The sequence below is a fragment of the Clostridium sp. CF012 genome (assembly GCF_018861755.1).
Lineage (GTDB): Bacteria > Bacillota > Clostridia > Clostridiales > Clostridiaceae > Clostridium_AD.
In genome coordinates this window covers 1-20,269 of sequence record NZ_JAHLEF010000035.1, presented here as the reverse complement: position 1 = coordinate 20,269, position 20,269 = coordinate 1, and the positions used below count along the sequence as shown (strand labels likewise).

At 34.2% G+C, this 20,269-nt stretch carries 18 protein-coding genes and 1 other annotated feature; of the genes, 9 read left to right on the top strand and 9 right to left on the bottom strand.

The genetic code is table 11. From position 1 onward, the window contains the following. Window positions 1-68: 68 nt before the first annotated feature. The 6 genes from KPL50_RS21495 to KPL50_RS21470 all read right to left on the bottom strand — a co-directional run bounded on the left by KPL50_RS21495 (window position 69) and on the right by KPL50_RS21470 (window position 4,414). The gene (locus KPL50_RS21495) at window positions 69-257 is read right to left on the bottom strand and encodes a cysteine-rich KTR domain-containing protein (RefSeq protein WP_216300589.1); all 189 of its coding nucleotides are present in this window, start codon (window positions 255-257) and stop codon (window positions 69-71) included. A 23-nt stretch (window positions 258-280) separates the two neighbouring features. Next, window positions 281-631 (bottom strand): DUF1048 domain-containing protein, encoded by a 351-nt coding sequence (locus KPL50_RS21490; protein ID WP_216300588.1) that lies wholly within the window; start codon window positions 629-631, stop codon window positions 281-283. A gap of 9 nt (window positions 632-640) precedes the next feature. Continuing rightward, a complete protein-coding gene (locus KPL50_RS21485) occupies window positions 641-988 on the bottom strand; it encodes a DUF1048 domain-containing protein (protein ID WP_216300587.1) in 348 nt (115 codons plus the stop codon). Beyond that, window positions 985-1,311 carry a PadR family transcriptional regulator gene (locus KPL50_RS21480; RefSeq protein ID WP_164959805.1) on the bottom strand — a complete coding sequence of 109 codons (327 nt, stop codon included), beginning with the start codon at window positions 1,309-1,311 and terminating at the stop codon, window positions 985-987. Before KPL50_RS21480 ends, KPL50_RS21485 begins: the two co-directional genes overlap by 4 nt. A gap of 272 nt (window positions 1,312-1,583) precedes the next feature. Continuing rightward, window positions 1,584-2,858: a M28 family metallopeptidase gene (locus KPL50_RS21475; RefSeq protein WP_216300586.1), complete on the bottom strand. Its 1,275-nt coding sequence runs from the start codon at window positions 2,856-2,858 to the stop codon at window positions 1,584-1,586. 284 nt (window positions 2,859-3,142) lie between these two features. Then, a complete protein-coding gene (locus KPL50_RS21470; RefSeq protein WP_216300585.1) occupies window positions 3,143-4,414 on the bottom strand; it encodes a RidA family protein in 1,272 nt (423 codons plus the stop codon). Window positions 4,415-4,557: 143 nt separating this feature from the next. Here KPL50_RS21470 and KPL50_RS27595 point away from each other — a divergent pair, with 143 nt between their 5' ends. The 6 genes from KPL50_RS27595 to KPL50_RS21445 all read left to right on the top strand — a co-directional run bounded on the left by KPL50_RS27595 (window position 4,558) and on the right by KPL50_RS21445 (window position 10,186). Next, window positions 4,558-4,683 carry a hypothetical protein gene (locus KPL50_RS27595; protein WP_290443278.1) on the top strand — a complete coding sequence of 42 codons (126 nt, stop codon included), beginning with the start codon at window positions 4,558-4,560 and terminating at the stop codon, window positions 4,681-4,683. Between the two features lie 174 nt (window positions 4,684-4,857). After that, window positions 4,858-7,059 (top strand): catalase/peroxidase HPI, encoded by a 2,202-nt coding sequence (gene katG, locus KPL50_RS21465; RefSeq protein ID WP_216300584.1) that lies wholly within the window; start codon window positions 4,858-4,860, stop codon window positions 7,057-7,059. A 219-nt stretch (window positions 7,060-7,278) separates the two neighbouring features. Beyond that, the gene (locus KPL50_RS21460) at window positions 7,279-7,575 is read left to right on the top strand and encodes a DUF4491 family protein (RefSeq protein ID WP_309245206.1); all 297 of its coding nucleotides are present in this window, start codon (window positions 7,279-7,281) and stop codon (window positions 7,573-7,575) included. A gap of 731 nt (window positions 7,576-8,306) precedes the next feature. Continuing rightward, a complete protein-coding gene (locus KPL50_RS21455) occupies window positions 8,307-8,534 on the top strand; it encodes a hypothetical protein (protein ID WP_216300582.1) in 228 nt (75 codons plus the stop codon). Window positions 8,535-9,048: 514 nt separating this feature from the next. Further along, the gene (locus KPL50_RS21450) at window positions 9,049-9,699 is read left to right on the top strand and encodes a Type 1 glutamine amidotransferase-like domain-containing protein (protein WP_216300581.1); all 651 of its coding nucleotides are present in this window, start codon (window positions 9,049-9,051) and stop codon (window positions 9,697-9,699) included. Between the two features lie 325 nt (window positions 9,700-10,024). Continuing rightward, window positions 10,025-10,186 (top strand): hypothetical protein, encoded by a 162-nt coding sequence (locus KPL50_RS21445; RefSeq protein ID WP_185732826.1) that lies wholly within the window; start codon window positions 10,025-10,027, stop codon window positions 10,184-10,186. Window positions 10,187-10,410: 224 nt separating this feature from the next. Here KPL50_RS21445 and fliB read toward each other — a convergent pair whose 3' ends face one another. The 3 genes from fliB to KPL50_RS21430 form a co-directional block, all read right to left on the bottom strand. Then, the gene (gene fliB, locus KPL50_RS21440; protein ID WP_216300580.1) at window positions 10,411-11,631 is read right to left on the bottom strand and encodes a flagellin lysine-N-methylase; all 1,221 of its coding nucleotides are present in this window, start codon (window positions 11,629-11,631) and stop codon (window positions 10,411-10,413) included. A 276-nt stretch (window positions 11,632-11,907) separates the two neighbouring features. Further along, a complete protein-coding gene (gene helD / locus KPL50_RS21435) occupies window positions 11,908-14,178 on the bottom strand; it encodes an RNA polymerase recycling motor HelD (protein ID WP_216300579.1) in 2,271 nt (756 codons plus the stop codon). A 572-nt stretch (window positions 14,179-14,750) separates the two neighbouring features. Continuing rightward, a complete protein-coding gene (locus tag KPL50_RS21430) occupies window positions 14,751-14,882 on the bottom strand; it encodes a nucleotidyltransferase substrate binding protein (RefSeq protein WP_216300578.1) in 132 nt (43 codons plus the stop codon). A gap of 702 nt (window positions 14,883-15,584) precedes the next feature. Here KPL50_RS21430 and KPL50_RS27745 point away from each other — a divergent pair. From KPL50_RS27745 to KPL50_RS21415, 3 genes are all read left to right on the top strand, one after another. Beyond that, window positions 15,585-17,123, top strand: coding sequence for an ATP-dependent DNA helicase (locus KPL50_RS27745; RefSeq protein WP_309245205.1), 1,539 nt, complete (start codon window positions 15,585-15,587; stop codon window positions 17,121-17,123). Between the two features lie 20 nt (window positions 17,124-17,143). Then, window positions 17,144-17,398, top strand: a binding site (T-box leader). Window positions 17,399-17,462: 64 nt separating this feature from the next. Next, the gene (locus tag KPL50_RS21420) at window positions 17,463-19,478 is read left to right on the top strand and encodes a class I tRNA ligase family protein (protein WP_253200751.1); all 2,016 of its coding nucleotides are present in this window, start codon (window positions 17,463-17,465) and stop codon (window positions 19,476-19,478) included. 166 nt (window positions 19,479-19,644) lie between these two features. After that, on the top strand, window positions 19,645-20,055 hold the full coding sequence (locus KPL50_RS21415) for a peptide deformylase (RefSeq protein ID WP_216300577.1): 411 nt from the start codon (window positions 19,645-19,647) through the stop codon (window positions 20,053-20,055). The last annotated feature ends 214 nt before the right edge of the window (window positions 20,056-20,269 follow it).

Genomic DNA, 20,269 nt, shown 5'->3' with positions numbered 1-20,269 from the left:
AATCCTTTTTATGCAGCTTGAGTAGTTATCATAAAAAAAGAGCCAACAACTGTGATTTCACTCACATATTATCGGCTCTGCATCTTAGCGTCTGGCTCTTTAATAACTGATATATTCAGTTGTTTTACATTGATTATCGTTTCCTGTTTACACCTCGGGCAAAATAGTGGGAAGTTTTCAAGCACCGTATCATCACGTACCTTGACCCTTGTTTTGTTGCCACACACCGGGCATAATATCCACTCGTATTTATACACTCTACCATCCCCATATCTTCCTTTTACTTTGTTTTATCCGTAAACTTTTTCATGGCCTTGTTAACTTCTTGGTTAGCAGATTCTTGATAGATGTCAGCGTAAGTTTTTGAATCGTTGATTAGATCGTCGCAGAAAGCCGCTACATCACTGCCTGTCACTTCCAGTACGCTTTTCCTAAGGGCCGCGCCCTCTTCAAAAAGATCGATAATCCCCGAGAGTAAACCTATCCCGACCGTTAGCTCAACAGGGCCCACCTTAAAGAGATATTTTTGAATCTCTTTATAAACAATCTGATAATCTTTCGGGAGCGTTTTGACACGCGCCACGTGCGCTCGCCACTCTTTTTTACCTTCGATGATATCTTGTATTCTCATTTTATCCCCCTATTTACCCAATTTTTTAGCGATATTATTGTTGAGTTGTTTGCGCCACTTGTCGCGAAAAGAGTTTGCCCCTTCTTCGCCCACCAGCGCTAAGCAGAAGCCTTTGATATCGTCATCCAAAACCTCTTCTACACTCTGACCGTCCGCAGCCGTTTCTTCGAGCAGGCCAAGCACACCGTCAAGAATTGGCATGAGGTTGCGACCGGTGAAATCTGAGTGCGGCCAAAGATTAGCTTTAATTTTTTCCCATGCCACTTGATAATCAGCCGGTAGCTTTTTGGCTCGCGATTCAAAAGTTTCAAATTCTTTAGTCATGTCGCTTCCCGTAATTTTTTCCCAAAAATTCATTTTTTCTTCTCCTTTAACTCGTTAATTTTTGATGATACAAATTCCCATCTTTCCCAGAACCTCCTCAGTTCCTCACGTCCCGCGTCGTTGAGCTTGAAAAACTTTCGCGGCGGTCCCATATCGGATGGTTTTTTTTCTATGTCCACGAGTTTATTCTTCTCAAGCCGCACCAAAATGGTGTAAACTGTCCCATCCACAACATCTGAAAATCCAAGCGCATTCAGCCTCCTAGTAATCTCGTAACCATATATTTCCTCATGGCTGATGATTTCAAGAACAGAGCCTTCCAGGACCCCTTTTAGCATTTCTGTAATATTTTCCAAATGGATCACCTCTTCACTATCTAGTATTACCGATATTCAGTATCACTTACTACCACTATATAGTATCACGCAGTAGTGGCAGTGTCAATATGATATATTTATTTTTTTAGTTCATATACAATGAGATTGTTCATGACCAACGGGGGTATTTACGAGCGAAGCGAATAATACTAATGACAAGGAAAGTAATAAAGGATACTTTGTTATAACAAAGTATCCTTAGTTCAAGTCAAATCTCCTTACAAAGTCATACAACAAGATGAACTTGTCCATTATTTAACTGAATCCTCTTTTTCAGGTTCCCTGCCAAAGTATTTATCTAATTCCTTTTTCATGTTATCTGGAATCTTTCTTTCAATTGGAAATACTAGTGAATTTACAATAGATTCGCTGAATTCTTTCGTTATTATGGTAGTTTTTTCTAAGGCCTCAGCACTTAAAAAATCCATAACATCGTTACGACTGTGGATGAATGCTCCACCCATAGGTGCAAAACGGCAGAATGTAAGGGACGGAATCCCTGCATCTGCAAAGGCTGTGGAATCACTTGAATATATGCTCTGTTCTACCTTAAGCGGGAAGCCTTTTATTTTAGCCATATGATCAATATAATCAATCAAGCTTTGCTGCGCGGTAACTAGGGCCTTCTCTTTTCCGATAATGGAGCCCGCAACGTCTACATTAATCATTAGAAGATGTTTTTGTAGTTCTTCCTCATGAGCCTTTAAATAAGCTTTACTGCCAAGAAGTCCAACCTCTTCAGAACCATACCATACAAATTTTAATGTTCTAATTGGCGGATTTTCTTTAAAATGTCTAAGAAGTTCCATTATAATAACTGAGCCAGCACCATTGTCATATACACCAGTACTGAAAGGAGTACTGTCATAATGAGCACCGAAAGATATTATCTCATCAGGGTATTTTGTGCCTTCTAAGGTTACAACAACATTATGTGAAGTAAGTTCAATATCTTCAGTAATTAGTTCTACTTTCACCATAGAAGCTTTGTTATGAACCATATGGAAGCCGTCTTTCATACGCATATTTATAGCAGGTACTTTTCCGTGCTTCGTATTCTTTTCACGCATTTTACTTACAGTAATATCAGTTTTATCTTCATCATCCATGGCAGTACCACACATGGTTATATAACCAGCGATACCAGCTTTTATAAGTTTTTTATAAAGCTTAGGATCTGGACCCATATTTATAAGTACAAATTTTCCTTTAAGGTCTATTAAATTTGCATCAAGCCCATCTTCTATATATACAAAATCTGTAATTACTCCACCTTCAGGTGTGCTAATTGAGCAGTTATATGGTGTAATGTCATATTCTTTTTCATAAGGCTCAACTACCGTAAGTGTTGCTTTCTTAATATTAGAAGTAGGAACTTTAAAATCTTCTAAGTGGCCCGTGCAGCCTATTGAAGATATTTCCTCAATTAGAAGGTTTGCAGCTTTTAATTCTTCTTTTGAACCACTGGTTCGTACAAAACCAATTTTTTTTAAAAGTTCAAATTCTCTTTGACTATTGATTGACATAATGTTTCCCCCCTTGTGTATGTGATTATATATAGTATACCAAATTTAGAAGAAAACTCAAAATGTGGAGAGACATACCATAAAAAAATGTGAAATCTATGATATTAATTGATTCCAGTATGTGGCCTACTTTTACATGCATGTCGGCTGTACCCCATATTCACATTCATTGAAAAAAAAGGGAGCTGAAAAACTTTTTCAGCTCCCTTTTTTTATGATTTCGCATTAACCGCCGGCATTAACAAGTAACTTTGATAGTTCCTGTATTTACAAACAAATGCCTGTTATACTCTTGGAGGTGTTCCTTCAGCGTTTGATACAACTACATCGATTTGGACTAAAGCATCTTTAGGTAAAGCTGATACGCCAACTGTTCTTCGTGCAGGAACACCGCTTGGGAAGAAAGTTGTGTAAACTTCGTCTACAGCATCAATATCTGCGATATTTTTAAGGAAGATATTTACTTTAACAACATCGTCCATAACGTGGTCGATACTTTCTATAATTGCCTTGATATTATTTAAGCACTGCCTTGCCTGCTCTTTTACACCACCAGCTACCATTTCACCAGTTTTTGGGTCTAAAGGTAATTGAGCTGAAAGATGATTGTAATGAGAAAAAGCTACAGTTTGTGTATATAGAGAATTTTTTGGTGCATTTTCCGTATTGTTTGCATCTATGATGAGTCCATGCCTGTCTTCAACAGCTTGTGGAGGTGTACCATCTCCGTGTGACACCACTGCTTCAATTTGTACCAAAGCATCCATAGGTAGCGCTGAAGCTGCAACTATTGTTCGTGCAGGGACATAGGCTACGGCCCTGGCAATAGCTGAGTCTGGGAAAAATGTTGTATAAACTTCGTTTACGGCTTCAATATCCGAGAGGTTTTTAAGGAAGATATTAATTTTGACAATATCGTCAAAAGGAACGTCGATACTTTCTAAAATTGCCTTGATATTCTTTAAGCACTGTCCAGCTTGCTCTTTTACACCACCAGTTACCAATTTACCACATTTTGGATCAATAGGTAATTGAGCTGAAATATTATTGTAATGAGAGAAAGCTACAGTTTGCGTAGATAGAGGACTTGTTGGCGCATTTGCCGTGTTATTTGTAAGCTTTATGAGGTCCCCTGCTTGTGGTGCGTTTGGAATTGTACCTTCACCGTTTGAAACAAGTGCTTCAATTTGCACCAAAGCATCCATAGGCAAAGCTGCAACTGCGACTATCGTCCTTGTAGGAACATAGGTTGTAAAGAATGTTTTATAAACTTCGTCTACAGCATCAATATCTTTGATATTCTTAACGAATACAGTGATTCTAACAACATCGCTCATAACATGGTCGATGCTGTCTAGAATTGCCTTGATATTTTTAAAGCACTGCTTCGCCTGCTCTTTTACACCACCAGCTACCAATTTACCGGATTTGGGATCGATAGGTAATTGAGCTGAAAGATTATTGTAATGAGAGAAAGCTACAGTTTGTGAATATGGACCGATACCTTTTGGAGCATTTTCCGTATTTCTTGCTAATACTGCGTTATATCCGCTCATGATTGTATTCCCCTTTTGTAATATTTATTGATAGAATCATTAAAATTCATCTAAGTAAATAATGAACCTTGGACTAGCTCTAATGTCAATAGGTATTACTATTATTATTCTGAAGTACCACCACCTAAGAGGTGGATGGCTTCTTGGTCAAGGATTTGATAAATGAAGAAATTAATGAGCATTTAGTCAGAATAAATGGACAGGTTGGTATTACTGAAGAAGACGCAATAGTTTATAACTACATAATAAACAAGTGTAATAATTACTAATCAAATCAGATAACTTACCCAATATTGTTTATCAATTCACTCATATTACTAGTTATATATTTATATAATTTACAGTAATAGTATTTATATAAGATAGGCTACATTACCTTTGTGTATATATAGATTAAGTAGGTGTGCAGGTAGGTAAAGAAGAAGGGTGAGGAGGATAGTGTTATGTTAGAAGGGAAATGTCCAATGACAGGAAGAACAAGCAAAGGAGTTGCAGGTGGGGGAACAACTAATGAGTATTGGTGGCCAAAGCAGCTTAAGCTTAATGTTCTTCGTCAAAACTCAGAACTAAGCAATCCTATGTCTAAAGGTTTTAACTATGCGCAGGAATTTAAGAAATTAGATTATTATGAACTAAAGAATGATTTATATAACTTGATGACAGATTCTAAGGAATGGTGGCCTGCTGATTATGGTCACTATGGACCATTTTTTATTCGTATGGCTTGGCATAGTGCTGGAACTTATAGAGTTGGTGATGGTAGAGGAGGTGGAGGGCAAGGATTGCAACGTTTTCCACCACTTAATAGCTGGCCAGATAATATAAGTTTAGATAAAGCACGTCGTTTACTTTGGCCAATTAAAAAGAAATATGGAAATAAAATATCTTGGGCTGACCTTATGATATTGACAGGTAACTGCGCATTAGAATCTATGGGACTCAAGACAATTGGTTTTGGTGGTGGTAGAGTGGATGTTTGGGAACCACAGGAGGATATTTACTGGGGTAGTGAAAAAGAATGGCTTGGGGATGAGCGTAATAAAGATGATAAAGAACTTGAAAATCCTCTTGCTGCTGTACAAATGGGCTTAATTTATGTAAATCCAGAGGGACCAAATGGAAATCCTGACCCTAAGGCATCAGCTAGTGATGTAAGGGAAACATTCTCTCGTATGGCAATGAATGATGAGGAAACTGTTGCTCTTGTTGCAGGTGGACATACTTTTGGTAAATGTCATGGTGCTGCATCACCTTCAAATGTTGGACCAGCGCCAGAAGCTGCACCTATTCAGCAGCAAGGATTGGGGTGGCAAAATAGCTATAAAACTGGTAAGGGCCCAGATACTATAAGTAGTGGGCTTGAAGGTGCATGGAAAGCAGAACCTATAAAGTGGACAATGGGTTACTTAAAAACATTATTTAAATATGAGTGGGAATTAGTCAAAAGTCCTGCAGGAGCATACCAATGGTTAGCTAAAGATGTAGATGAAGAGGATATGGTAGTTGATGCCTATGATCCATTAATAAAGCATAGACCTATGATGACCACAGCAGATTTAGCACTTATTTATGATCCTATTTACAAATCGATAGCAATGAATTATCTAGGAAATCCAGAAAAATTTGCTGAGGATTTTGCCAAAGCTTGGTTTAAATTAACCCATAGAGATATGGGACCAATATCAAGATATCTCGGACCAGAAGTTCCAACAGAAAGCTTTATTTGGCAAGATCCAGTGCCAAAAATTAACTATAAATTGATTAATAACAAGAATATTTTAGAGCTTAAGAAAAAGATTTTAGATTCAGACTTGCCAATATCAGAACTTATTACAACAGCTTGGGAATCTGCATCAACATTTCGTGGTTCAGATAAGCGTGGAGGGGCAAATGGGGCGAGAATACGCCTAAAGCCGCAAAGGCAATGGCAAATTAATGAGCCGGAAAGGCTCAGCAAGGTTTTAAATACCCTAGAAAGAATTCAAATGAGTTTTAATAGGTCACATTCAAAGGAGAAGAACGTTTCTTTAGCTGATATTATTGTATTAGGTGGATGTGTTGGTATTGAACAAGCTGCAAAAAATGCAGGGTACAATAGTACTGTTCCTTTTACTCCAGGACGAACTGATGCAACCCAAGAGGAAACAGATATAAATGCATTTAGTGTACTTGAACCTAAGGCAGATGGATTTAGAAATTATATAAAAGATAAATATGCAGTAACATCAGAAGAAATGTTAATTGATAGAGCACAATTATTAACACTAACTATTCCAGAAATGACAGTATTAATTGGTGGTATGCGTGTGTTAAACACTAATTATAAACAATCAAAGGATGGCGTGTTTACAGAGAGGGAAGAATGTCTTACAAATGATTTTTTTGTAAACCTTCTTGATATTAATACCCAGTGGAAGGTGTTACCTGAATGCACAGAAAAATTTATAGGTTTTGATAGAGAAACAGGGATGAGGAAATGGACAGCAACAAGAGTTGATCTTATATTTGGATCAAACTCGCAACTTCGCGCAGTTGCTGAGGTATATGCATCGAATGGCAATGAGGAAAAGTTCATACAAGATTTTGTAGCTGCATGGAATAAGATAATGAATGCAGACCGTTTTGATGTTGAAGAATATTATTAAATAAAATAATCAGGAAATTTCTTTAAAAAGCAAACAATAGCTTCCAGTTATTGTAACGTCCCCCGAGGTCGTGACATAAACTGGAAGTTTATGTTTGCTAATTTAACTTAGACTATTTGAGAAGATTACAAGAGAAATTAAATAGCCTGTAAATAATATTTATAATAATATCCATATACGTTATAATATTATATATATAGAATTTTTTAAAAAGGAGGTATGATTATGAATTTTCAAGGTATAACAATAGGAATAATTGCTTTCGCAATAATCGGTATTTTTCATCCAATAGTAATAAAAACAGAATACTACCTTGGTAAAAAAGTGTGGCCTGTTTTTTTAGTTGCAGGAGTATCACTAATTGGATTGTCTCTATTTATAAATAGCAGTATGACTTCTGCAATTGCTGGTGTTGTCGGATTCTCTTCGCTTTGGAGCATACATGTACGTATCTTGACATTTTTAACATCTCCTCGTTTCCTTGTGATTTTCACTATATTGTATATCCTAAGATGAAGCATATGCTCAGGCAACTCTAGCTCTGGTTCATATACCATATTAAAATGACCTTTAATACCTTTTTCTTTAAACGAAAAATCAAGGTGTGCTGCAGCAATCCCACCGGCTTCTTCTTTAGTAAGAGGTGATTGGAAATCATTTTTATAAAATAATAGACTCCATTCTTTACGCTGATCTGCTTGAATCATTGTTCTCCTTTCTAATAAAAAAATATACCAGTTGTATACAATTAATGAAAATAACTTACAGTTATCTCCTACGAGGTCGCACCGGCAACCTATAAAAAGGCAATAGAGCGACAACTAGGAAAAATGTGATATTTGATGAGAATTTAGAGTGAGAAGTTCCGAGTTATGTTTGCAATTAAAAGTAATTTATATGTAACTTAAAAAGCTTATTTCATACAGAAATTTATGGTATGATTTCTCTAATTGATTGGAACAATTGATTTGTATTAATTTACAGAAATGTTACTGTATTTAGAGGTAATTGGAAATTAATGTAGAATTATAGGTTATAGAAGTTTAAATAATTACAGGGAGTTATGTATGTGTTCATATTCCTCGAGGTCTTTGTAAATAAATGGGCGAAGCATAGCGAATTTGCTAAGAATATAAGTAAGTCTTTATAAAGTCTGTGGAACAGCATGTATGAGTAATTAAAAATGAATGGGAATAATATGAGAAAATATTAGTAAAATGATTATCAGAATAGGAGCAATTTAAGCTATGGACAATGAAAAATGTGACCTGATTCATCCTAACGGCGTTAAAGAAAAGAAATTGGATGTTATTGATGGGTATAAGATTAAATACCATGCAAATGGGTCCACTATTTGGTCTAAGGGCAAGATGGTAAATGATCAGCCTGATGCTTATTGGGAATGGTATCGACCGGATGGAACGATTAAACGTTCGGGGCACTTTGAAAAGGGAGAGCCCATCGGTACAGCATAAAAGGAATGCAATTCATTCGTTCAGATACAGAGATATTGGAACTCCACAGGAATTTTTGGATGATATTGATCATCTTTATGATTTTGTAGATAATGTGCTTTCACACTTTCCACCGCTTGAGGACTATATCGAGGCATATCCAGCGGGCTATGTGATGAATCCATATTTTGATTGATATGTTCCCGAGAACCCTGACATCAATAATGGCAACTCGGGCCACGTAGAGTGCGTGGTAGGACTATGTCGAATGTACTCTTGAAAGTGGCGGAATTTAGGCATTTATGTGAGTTTTATTCATTCGATAGAGAGAATAAGGGTTATGGTAAACGTAGCACACGGACTGAGGTTACGGTTTGTGTGGCCGTTGGCATTGGGAGTTAAAAACACCGTAAAGTCACAATTTCAAGACTATGTAAAAGTTGTTGACTTGTAATTTCTTGCAGTTTATTATGTATATAATCTCAATAATCATTTGATGATTGGTTTGAGTGGTTAATTTAGTTAATTTATATTTGTGGAGGGATACGAAATGAAATTATTATTATCAGGAGGCAACGCCGAAGGCGTTGTCACACTTGACGAATTTTTTGCTTCTCAAATTGATTTAAGTCGAACAGTATTATATGTACCAGTCGCTGATAAAGAAACTAATTACGACCAACGCTTTGAATGGTTCAAACGCACTTATAATAAATATGGAATTTTCAATATAGAAATGTGCATTGACCTGAACAAAGCAGTTATAAGCGATATATACACCGCAATATATATCGGAGGTGGCAACACTTTTAAGCTTTTGAAGGAAATAAAAGAGAGTGGATTTGATAAAAAGCTCATTGATTTTATAAATCGAGGTGGATTTGTATATGGCTTATCAGCAGGAAGCATTATTTTTAGTGAAGATATAACGAGTACAACCTATGATAGTGAAAACACTATTGGCTTTGAAGATTCAACAGGACTAAATTTGGTAAAAGGTTTTAACATTTGTTGTCATTATGGGAATGGGGATTATGATAATACAAACTATAAACGAAATAGGATTCAAGAGTATTCAGCGCAGTCATATGGCACAATCGCATTGCCGGATGGTTGTGCGGCTTATATTCAAGATGATACAATTACTTTTATGGGTAGCGGAGTTGTACTGTTTAAGAAGCCATAACGTATTCCCCGAGGTCATAGTAAAAACTGGAAGTTTTTACTTTCTATTGTTACGTCCCAAGAGGTCGTGACATAATAGTGAGTGAATAAAATGTTTCGATGATGACTTGGATATTGAAAAAGTTGCTTCATTCACCCAAGTTATTATGGTGGACTCAAATCACTTGTGGATCTCAGACACTAGGAAATATGATATATAAAATATGAGTAGTTCACTTTAATTAATTACTTATTATATTTATCTAATAAAAAATGACTATTTACAAGGAAATAACTTTCAAATGCAGAATAGATATATATAAGATTATTTAAAGGAGGTCAAATATATGTCAAAATTAGAAATTCCAAAAGATAAAGACGAAATAAAGCGACAAATTAAAACCTTACAGGCCCAATTAGTTATAGATGATAAGAAAAGAGATAGCAAAAGTAAGCAAATACACCAAGATGAAATTAAAGCCCTTAAAAAAGCTTTAAGCGATAAATAAGAAAAATTAACTATTAATATAGGTTACACAGATACCCGTAAATGAAAAGAAAAGGATTAAGGCATTAATGCTTTAATCCTTTTGCTTTTATTACTCAATAGCAAACAATAACTTCCAGTTATTGTAACGTCCCCCGAGGTCATGACATAAACTGGAAGTTTGTGTTTATAATGGTAACTATAGACTGGACATTTTTAAAAAAGTGTTTAGCCTATAGGTATTTTTTATAGAAGTTTTTTAGCAAATTCCATATTATCCAATTTATTTTCTTTTATATAATTTAGCGAATCAACTAAATATGTTGTATGATGTTCTATGGTCTTTGAGAAAGACTGGATAAATTCAACCATATCTTTTTTGTTATCTTTCTTATTACATAGATATTTCCCAACTAAATAAAATCTAATAAATGAGTATCTTACTAAAAGCAAAATATATCCATCAAATATTGATTCCGATTCATTAAATGGGAACATGTAGTTATACATAAAATTCACTAAATAATTTTCGAAAATATAGCTATTATTATTTATAAAATTTTCAGTATAATATTCAAATGCTTTTACATGCAATTCAGAGTATTTGATAATGTCTTCTCCTTCATCAAACTTGAATCCACTTATAATTTGCTTAGTATATTCCTTAAAAGAAGGACTTTCAACTTCTTTAGATACATTTAAGAAACCCATCATCTTTTTGAAAAAATCCATCTGCATAATATAACTTGATTGATTTTTTTCATAAGAATCATTAACTGAATTCATATTATATTGTTTAATAAATGTAGGTACATCATTAAACTTATGTTTAAGTTCTTTTTCTACTGTATTTATAAAATCACCTAATATGTACAGTCTTTCACTTAAATTAAATTCTCTGTTTTGTATTATTTTAATACTCAAATCTCTAATTTCTTTAAAATATTTAAGGGGTGAGTTATTATATTCTGTAGATGTAGTTTCAATATCACTTGATAATATATGTTTTCCTAAATGCTCGTAACTTTCCGTAAATTCAATTCCTTCTTCTTTTAATAAAAGAACTCTTGCAGCTTCGGGGCATGCTACATCAAGGGATATTTCATAATACCTATCTACTTTATTTGTTATTCTAGGAAAAGATGTGCAAACACTTGAAAGATATTTCTCTCCAATTTTAGAATGAATTATACAGTAATTTTCTTCATCTAAAAAGGCACACCGTTTCCCACTTTTTAATTTTATTTTTCCATAATCTACATCAGGGCTTAGGTAATAATCATTAATATGTACATTTTTCTGTAACATGAGCTTCATTTCTTTGTCTTGAACTTTATAATACTGCCTGAAGGTGACCTCATCAATATCTATATCCCATCCAATACAACAGCTATCTGTGCATTTCCCACCTATACATTTAAATTCTTTAAGATATCTTGGATATCGCATTTTTATATTTTCTCTCATTGTATACTTCCTTTGCATATAAATTATTTTGATTTTAAGTTTCATATTTATTTTACTATAGTAATTGAAGTTTGTCAGATGTCTCTTCATTTTCAGGTGCAACAAATCATACTCTGGAATAATATTGCCATTGGGTAGTTAATAAGCAGGAAAGCTAGGAGAACCTTCTGTGAGAAAATAATCCGCTAAAATGCCATAAATAATGCATTCTAGCGGATTATCCTCTTTCTACTTACTTTTCTTCCCCATTAACTTTTGTTAGTACATCAAGGAGCGTCAAAAGGATAGCATTTTTGATTTATCTCCCACAGAATAAATATAAAGCTTGTGAAGTGGTCTTGTCATAGCTACATATAGAAGTTTTACGTCTAAATCCCTTTCGGTATAATTTTCTTTTGAAGCATTAGCCACTATTACTATGTCAAATTCAAGTCCCTTTACTAGGTAAGAAGGAATAATTACTACTCCTCCAGAATAATCTTTTTCTTTACCTGTTATTACTGATATATTTTTGTCTTGTTTTAATAATTTTTTCAGTTCAAGACATTCCTTTAGTGTTTTACAAATTATAGCCATTGATTTATAGTTTTCCTCCTTCATTTCAATGATTCTATTTTCTATATCAGCAGCAATTTCTTTTAAAGAGTTTTTTTCATAAACTGTTACTTCATCACCATGACGTATCACAGGTTTAGCTTTTGGAAGACGAGGGTCATTAAGACTTCCAATAACTGAGCTTGCTGCATTCATTATTTCTACGGTAGTTCTGTAACTTTGTTCTAAGGAAAGATGAGTTGAAGAGTTCTGTGCAAATATATATTTTGATATATCATTCCAGTCATTTATTCCACGGTAACTGTATATTCCTTGACATAAGTCCCCTAAGATAGTAAAAGATCCGCTGTTTATTATTTTTTCAAGTATGAAAAGCTGAAATAAGCTAAAATCTTGAGCTTCATCTATAACTACATGTTTTAAAGAGATCTTATCCTCAAGTCCGAAGATGGAAAGCTTAAGGTACATTAGGGGGGATAAATCCTCCATTTCTACAGTTTTATCTAAAAGGTTATTAAGAGAGTAATCTTTTAAATATTTCATAGTTTCATTTAAAGAAGTATTTTCAGTGAACTTTTCTAAGGAGCTTAAGAAATCAGTATAGTAGTCTAGTACGGAACTTGTGGTTATTTTAGAGATGTAATCTCTTATCATGGTTTTAAGACCTTTTTTTATATTCAAAAGCAAATTATCACGTTCATCTGCAAGAAATATTATTTTTTCGCGCCTTTTAGGACAATCAGGCATTTGGTCTCGCACAGTATTTAATTTTATATCATATTGATATTCAACATGATCCAGTATTTTATTTTTTTCATATTTAACTTTATTTACTAAGCTTTTCTTTATCTCATTGATGCGCTTCATAAATGGTAAATTACTGTACTCATACAAAAATTGTCTGTTAAGCTCTTTATAAGAAAAGAGTACGAAGTCATGAATTTTAAAATCTATTTTAGGGATAAAATTATTTTCTAAAAGGTTTATATATTTTTCAAGCATATCTTTAAACTCTAAAGAGGATTTAAAAGTGGAGGATTTAATTAAATTATTAGAGCGTTTTGAATCCTTTGATGAATAGTTTTCTATTATTGTTGAGAGTTTTTCATAAGGCTCATTTAACTTTAGTTTTTTACCTATTACTTCAAAGGCTAAATCCTCAAAGGTAGTTTGAGTTACATTTTCAACTCCGAGCTCTGGTAAAACATCGGAAATGTAGCTTAGAAAGAATCTATTTGGAGCTATTATCATGAAATCCTTGGGCCTTATAGTTTTTTCGTGAGTATACATTAGATAGGCTATTCTGTGTAGTGCGATAGTGGTTTTTCCTCCTCCAGCTGCACCTTGAACTATAAGTGGGTTCCACATATCAGCTCTTATAACTCTGTTTTGCTCTGATTGTATTGTGGATACTATGTCTTTTAATCTGTTATCCTTATTCGAGCCCAGGGCTGCTTGAAGGAAATCATCATTTGTTGTTATATCTACATCAAAAATTTCTTTAAGCTCACCTTTTTCTATGGTGTACTGTCTTTTTAATTTTATATCTCCTTTTATTTCACCATCAAGACAGGTATATGATGCATTTCCAAGCCTACCTTCATAATATAAAGAAGCAAGTGGCGCTCTCCAATCTAATATTATAAGTTCGTGGTCCTCTTCTCTCATAAGGGACATCTTCCCTATATAATATTTTCCTTGTTTATTGCTATTTTCTTCATTAAAGTCTACCCTTGCAAAGTAAGGTTTAGAAAGACCTTTTGTAACATCTTTGAGCTTTTTACTCATACTATCCTGAAGTGCTGTGTTTATTATTAATTCATTAAACTGTTCTGCGTTATCTGAGTTATAATGACTTTTACCATAATCTACCTCTTTATCAATTTTTAGTTTATGGCCCGATATTTTCTCGTTATAGTTTCTTAAATAATTCTTGATATAGTCTAGTTTTTCAAGCTCTTCATTATAATTAGCATGATTGTATGCAGGCATGGGAGCCTCACCTCCTAAAGTTTTGTTTGATTTTTAATCGAAGACAGATTCCGGTAAATATAATTTTATTAGATTAGAGTGAAAATGTAAAATCACTGTAAGAAGGTATAGAACTCTAAAACCTATAGAGGTTATATAATCTCATTATTTTGTAAAAATGCTAAATTTATCTTGACAAGTCAGAGTTTTTTGGATATAGTAATAGTATAAACTTTAATTAAAAATATGATAGCGTTGCGCGTATATACCGCAGAATAGAAAATTGTTAATACTAGATTATCTAGTATTTTTTACTTTATAGGAAATTATAAAATTTGTATATACCTTTTTAACGACATTTAAGAAGGAAAGTCGTTAAAATTAAGAGCTTGTATGACTGAATTTTCTACAAGAAATTGTTGCAAAGCTTTCATTTTTGATTTATTATTCTATTTAGTAAAGTAGAGTGTTATAAAAGCAGCCTAATATAGGGTGCTTTTTTCATGCTGCTGATATAAGATTAAAAAAACATGCCTTTTTTCGGAGCTTTCACAAGCATCTTTCAGATACCACATCTACCTAGATTAACAATTCTAACTTTCATTATAAATATGTGATGTAGAAGTTCTATCTTCTAATAAATTAATCCATACTAATTCATCTGATATAATATTGTTTTCATATGCCTTTTTCAAATTCATATACTTAAAATCAAGGTTTCTCATAAATAATTACTCCTTCTTTTTCAACTTGTTCTATAAAAATTTGTACATACAACAGAACTTAATTGGAAGTGGAATTGATGTTTTTTCCAAGTCACAGTTACCTTATTTTTTTTTCTCCGTTGTTAATGTTATAATACTTATTGAAAAAGTTTAGAATGTAAGGGTGTTTATCTTTAGTATATAAAGAAAAACTATGTGCATGTACATAACTTACAGTGATTTTTCGAATAATATTTTCTATGGTATTCCATAGCATAACAGGAGGATAAAATTTTGCATAAGAAAATAGGGCTCCCTTTTGATTATAAAACAAAAAAAGAATTTCCAAGTAAATTGATGGATTGGATTGGCGATGTTTTTTACGATATTCTTCCGAAACACGGATATGAGATACGTGATGAGCAAATATATACTGCTTTTCAGCTTGCTGATGCAGTTTGTAATAAAAAAGTTCATCTGGCTGAGGCTGAGGTAGGTACCGGAAAGACCTTCGCCTATTTACTCACTGCAATTGCCTACGCTAGTTTTAGCGGAAAACCTGTAGTAATTGCATGTGCCTCAACAGCACTTCAGGAACAGCTGGCAGGGCCAAAGGGAGATATTCAAACACTTTCCCGAATATTGGGATTAGAAATAGATGCGCCAATGGCAAAGGATCCTCGTCAGTATGTTTGTGATGAGAGAGTTAGTGGAATAGGGGGAGTGTTTGGCGATGCGACAGCCTCTGATGAGATTAATCAATGGTTAGCCAGGACTACAAAAGGTGAACGCTCAGAAATGCCGAATATATCCGATAGTGTATGGAGACAGATTGGATGGGATGATACTATGCCCTGTGATGCCTGTCCCAGAAGGGGCTTTTGTAAGCTTGTTAAGGTAAGGGAACATTACAGATCTTCCAAGGATTTAATTATTGCAGATCATAGTATCTTTTTTCAGGACCTGTGGACAAGGGATGAAAGAATTGCAGACGGTAAAATGCCTATGATTCCAGATTACTCCATGGTGATTTTTGATGAAGGTCATAAAGTCATACTGCCGGCAGCCATGGGTGCTGGAAGACAAATTCATAAAGAGGATATTGATAATATTATCCTTTCCATAGAGGAAATCCAGGGATCAAGAACTTCACTGGTTGTAATTGCAAATGCCTTGGACCAGGCCACTTCTAACTTTTTTAAAAAACTTAACCAAAACGTAATAGATGATGAGCAATCAGAGCGTCTGGCGGTTCGCACCGATGATATACTTCTGAAAGCAGCTGATACTTTTCATAAGGCACTAGATCGGTTGCTCTTAGAGATACAAATTGAGGAAGAACTATACATAGACGCGATACCAGAAAGCACGTTACATACCTTTGAAATTCAAATAGAACTATCAATTACAGCCTTGGCTAGGTTTGGGAGGAATAAAGGTAGAGAGGTTATTACTTGGGTAGATAGGGCAGATGGTAGCTTTTGGGTAGTTCCTCGGAATTTGAGCAATATGCTAGATAAACATTTATTTTTAAAAAAATTGCCTGTGGTGTTTACTTCAGGAACTTTAAGTGATGAGGGGGATTTTGGTTATCTTATGAGGACTCTTGGTTTAAAAGATCCAGCAATATCAACGGTTGGAAGTCCATTTGATATTGAGCAGCAGGTTGTGGTTTATTTAAATCAGCCATCATTTGAGGCTACTGACCGTGCCGAGTTTTCACGCAAAATCAAACAATTACTATGGTTGCTGAAAGAAAATGGAGGAAGAGCGCTGATACTTGCGAGCTCTTTGAAGGAAGTCAGGAAAATAAGAAAAGAAATTAGTGGATACGCGCTACCTTTTGAAGTTTTATGGGAGGATAAAGGTGAGCGAGGATACCTTGTCCAAAAGTTTCGTGCGGAAGTTACATCTGTATTAGTAGGTTCTACCTTTTGGGAGGGAATTGATGTGCCCGGGGAGTCTTTATCTCTCGTTGTAGTTTGGCAGCTTCCCTTTCCGTCCCAAGACCCTTTGATTGAAATGAGGCGCAAAGAAGCAGAAGAAGAGGGGATGAATCCACTTATAACCGTTGATTACCCTGAAATGGGATTGAAGTTAAAACAAGGTTGTGGCAGATTAATTAGAACTAAGGATGACCGTGGAGCAATAGCTGTCATGGACCAAGTAATAGGAACCCCATGGGAAAAGGTGGTTATGAGGGCTCTACCTAGAGGATCGAAAATCAAAAATTTTCCTATTGATTTTAATCTCATGAAGTAATATAATGTAAAAATAATATAGAAATTGCTGTGATAAGAAGAGTAAGTAGATAAGTTCTTTTAAAGAGAGCTCCTGTAGCTGAAATGGAGCAAAGAATTGTCTATTGAAACAAGCCTTTGAGCTTCACTCCGAATCTTTCTTAAGGGGAGGAAGTGACGTATGTTCACGTTATAGAACTAGAGTATATGTATTAATTCTACCGTACTCGAAAAGGTTAATATGGTAACGTATTAATAAACTAGGGTGGCACCACGAATATTGCTCTCGTCCCTAAGATTGTAGAATCTTGGGGGTGGGAGTTTTTTTTATTTTTACTAATAATTAAAGGATGGTGTCTAAATGATTAACAATGATTCAATGAAATATAAGAAGGTTATAGAAAGGCCAACTTTTCCAAAGAGAGCTGTTATAACAGCAGGTATGCCTTACGGTAATAAGGCATTGCATTTTGGTCATATTGGTGGGGTGTTTGTCCATGCTGATATATTTGCTAGATTTATGAGGGATAGAATAGGTAGTGAAAATGTTATTTTTGTATCGGGCACTGATTGTTATGGTTCACCTATTTTAGAAAGTTACCGTAAAGCAAAAGAAGGGAATTTATTTAGTGGAGACATAGAGGAGTTTGTGTGTTTTTATCATGAAAAGCAAAAGGAAGTATTGGATGCATACCAAATAAGTTTGGATTTATATGGGGCTTCAGCACTTGGAAAAGTTGGGGAAGTACACAAAGAAGTATCAAAAATGGTGTTTGAAGATTTATATAATAAAGGTTATATAAATAAGATGTTTTCGGAGCAATTTTATGATGAAAAATTTGATGTTTTGCTAAATGGGCGTCAAGTTGTAGGAAAATGTCCTGTGCAGGGTTGTTCCTCAGAAAAGGCTTATGCGGATGAGTGTGGATTAGGTCATCAATATATGCCCAATGAATTAATTGATCCAATTAGTGCTTTATCAGGAGAAACCCCAAAATTAAAGTCCATTGAAAATTGGTATTTTAGGTTGGAAAATTGGACGGAAAAATTAAAAAATTATTTGGAGCTTTTAAAAGATAAGGGTGAGAGTAGAAAATATTTAATTAATACAATAAGTGAATTTTTAAAGAAACCGGTAATTTATATAACTAGAAATCAGATGGATATATTTGAAGGCATGAAAAGTAAATTGCCAAAGCATACTGTAGTGGATGAAGGCAAAAATTCCATAGTTATAGTTTTTGAAAACTTTGAATTAAGAGAGAAATCAAGAACTATATTATCACAAAATGGCTTAAAGTTTAGAACGGGAAAAGCCTTAGTTCCGTTTCGAATTTCAGGTAATATTGAATGGGGAGTTCCAGTTCCTGAGGCGGAAGGCATGTCAGGGGCAACCTTTTGGGTATGGCCTGAGTCCTTGTGGGCACCAATTTCCTTTACTAAAGCTTATTTAGAAACTGTGCCTAATCCTGAAAATCAATGGGAATCTTGGTGGAAGTCTAAAGATAGTAAAGTGTTTCAGTTTATAGGAGAAGACAATATTTATTTTTATAGCATAGCAGAATCAGCCTTATTTATGGCTCTACAAAACAATGATCCAGTAATAGATCCAAAGGAAGGTGAATTTCAGTTGCCACATATTATAGCTAACAATCATTTATTATTTATGGATAAAAAGGCAAGTAGTAGCAGTAATATTAAACCTCCTAGTGCTTCAGAACTACTAGATTATTATACTCCTGAACAACTTAGAATGCATTTTATAAGTTTAGGACTCGCAAATAAAGGTGCAAGCTTTAAACCAAAGAAAATGGGAGACAATACCTTTTATGAAGGTATAGATATGGTTCTAAAGGAAGGCAATTTATTGACGAATATTTTAAATAAGTTAGTTCGTTCATGTTTTTATACAGCACAAAAATATTATGAAAGTAAGATACCTAAGGGAACAATTAGCCTTTCTGTTATAGAAAAATCTAAAGAGGCAATACTTGATTTTGAGATTAAGATGTATAAGCATGATTTCCATAGACTAACGGATATATTAGATGATTATATTAGAACTGCTAATAAAAATTGGGTGAATAGTAGTAAGCTTGTAGATAAAGACCAAAATGAAGAATTAAGAAGTCAACTATTGATGGATAGTTTCTATGCCATAAGAGTAGCAATAACCTTATTGCATTCATTTGCACCTATAGGTTGTGAAAAGATAAGGGAGTTTATGAATTTAAATGAAAAAATTTGGGATTGGACCTACATCTTTGAGGATTATAATGCATTCATAGAAGATGTTGATAAGCATAACTTAAAGTTTTTAGAACCTAAAGTAGACTTTTTCACAAAACATCATACACAATTTGAGATGTACGAGTAAAATATCTTGAAACTTCGGGGGACATAGCCATCATTTTATCTGGAAGCATTTTTTATTATATAGTAGAAAGTAAAAACTTATAGCTTTTACTACGACCACGTATTAATATGTGGGTAGGTATAGAATAGAACATAATAAAAAAGACAAATATTAAAGGAGATAACATATGGTTAGATCAATTATGAAAGACATATTCTTTCTTAATCAAAAATCAGAACTTGCTACAAAAGCAGATGCTCAGGTGATACAGGATTTGCTTGATACGCTTAAAGCAAATAGAGAAGGCTGTGTAGGAATGGCAGCTAATATGATTGGTGTCAAAAAAAGAATTATTGTGATCAGTATGGGGGATATGAACGTTCCGATGATTAATCCTAGGATAGTAAATAAATCGGGTCAATATGAAACAGAAGAAGGATGTCTTTCACTTATAGGTGTTAGAAAAACTAATAGATTCAAAGAGATAGAAGTAGAGTATTTTGATTCGAGATTTAAGAAGCAAAGGGGAAAATACTCAGGATGGATTGCTCAAATTATTCAACATGAAGTAGATCATTGTGATGGGATAGTAATATAGAAAAAAGGTAGATAGCTGCTAAAGGTGGAATCAGTTTTATTCTCATGGTTACTGTTAATACATTAGCAAACATTTAACCCATTAATTGGTGTTAGTATAATACTGTAGACACGAAAAGCCGAACACATTAAAATATAAATAAGAGAAGGATGTGTTTATAATGGCAAGAGGTCAAAAACAATACACAGAGGAATTCAAAAATACAATAGTAGAG

Excerpts from the sequence above, each read along its gene's own strand:
- KPL50_RS21490 (WP_216300588.1), bottom strand. The coding sequence starts at position 631 with ATGAGAATACAAGATATCATCGAAGGTAAAAAAGAGTGGCGAGCGCAC.
- KPL50_RS21485 (WP_216300587.1), bottom strand. The coding sequence starts at position 988 with ATGAATTTTTGGGAAAAAATTACGGGAAGCGACATGACTAAAGAATTT.
- KPL50_RS21475 (WP_216300586.1), bottom strand. The coding sequence starts at position 2,858 with ATGTCAATCAATAGTCAAAGAGAATTTGAACTTTTAAAAAAAATTGGT.
- KPL50_RS21470 (WP_216300585.1), bottom strand. The coding sequence starts at position 4,414 with ATGAGCGGATATAACGCAGTATTAGCAAGAAATACGGAAAATGCTCCA.
- katG (WP_216300584.1), top strand. The coding sequence starts at position 4,858 with ATGTTAGAAGGGAAATGTCCAATGACAGGAAGAACAAGCAAAGGAGTT.
- KPL50_RS21460 (WP_309245206.1), top strand. The coding sequence starts at position 7,279 with ATGATTATGAATTTTCAAGGTATAACAATAGGAATAATTGCTTTCGCA.
- KPL50_RS21455 (WP_216300582.1), top strand. The coding sequence starts at position 8,307 with ATGGACAATGAAAAATGTGACCTGATTCATCCTAACGGCGTTAAAGAA.
- KPL50_RS21445 (WP_185732826.1), top strand. The coding sequence starts at position 10,025 with ATGTCAAAATTAGAAATTCCAAAAGATAAAGACGAAATAAAGCGACAA.
- fliB (WP_216300580.1), bottom strand. The coding sequence starts at position 11,631 with ATGAGAGAAAATATAAAAATGCGATATCCAAGATATCTTAAAGAATTT.
- helD (WP_216300579.1), bottom strand. The coding sequence starts at position 14,178 with ATGCCTGCATACAATCATGCTAATTATAATGAAGAGCTTGAAAAACTA.
- KPL50_RS21430 (WP_216300578.1), bottom strand. The coding sequence starts at position 14,882 with ATGAGAAACCTTGATTTTAAGTATATGAATTTGAAAAAGGCATATGAA.
- KPL50_RS21420 (WP_253200751.1), top strand. The coding sequence starts at position 17,463 with ATGATTAACAATGATTCAATGAAATATAAGAAGGTTATAGAAAGGCCA.
- KPL50_RS21415 (WP_216300577.1), top strand. The coding sequence starts at position 19,645 with ATGGTTAGATCAATTATGAAAGACATATTCTTTCTTAATCAAAAATCA.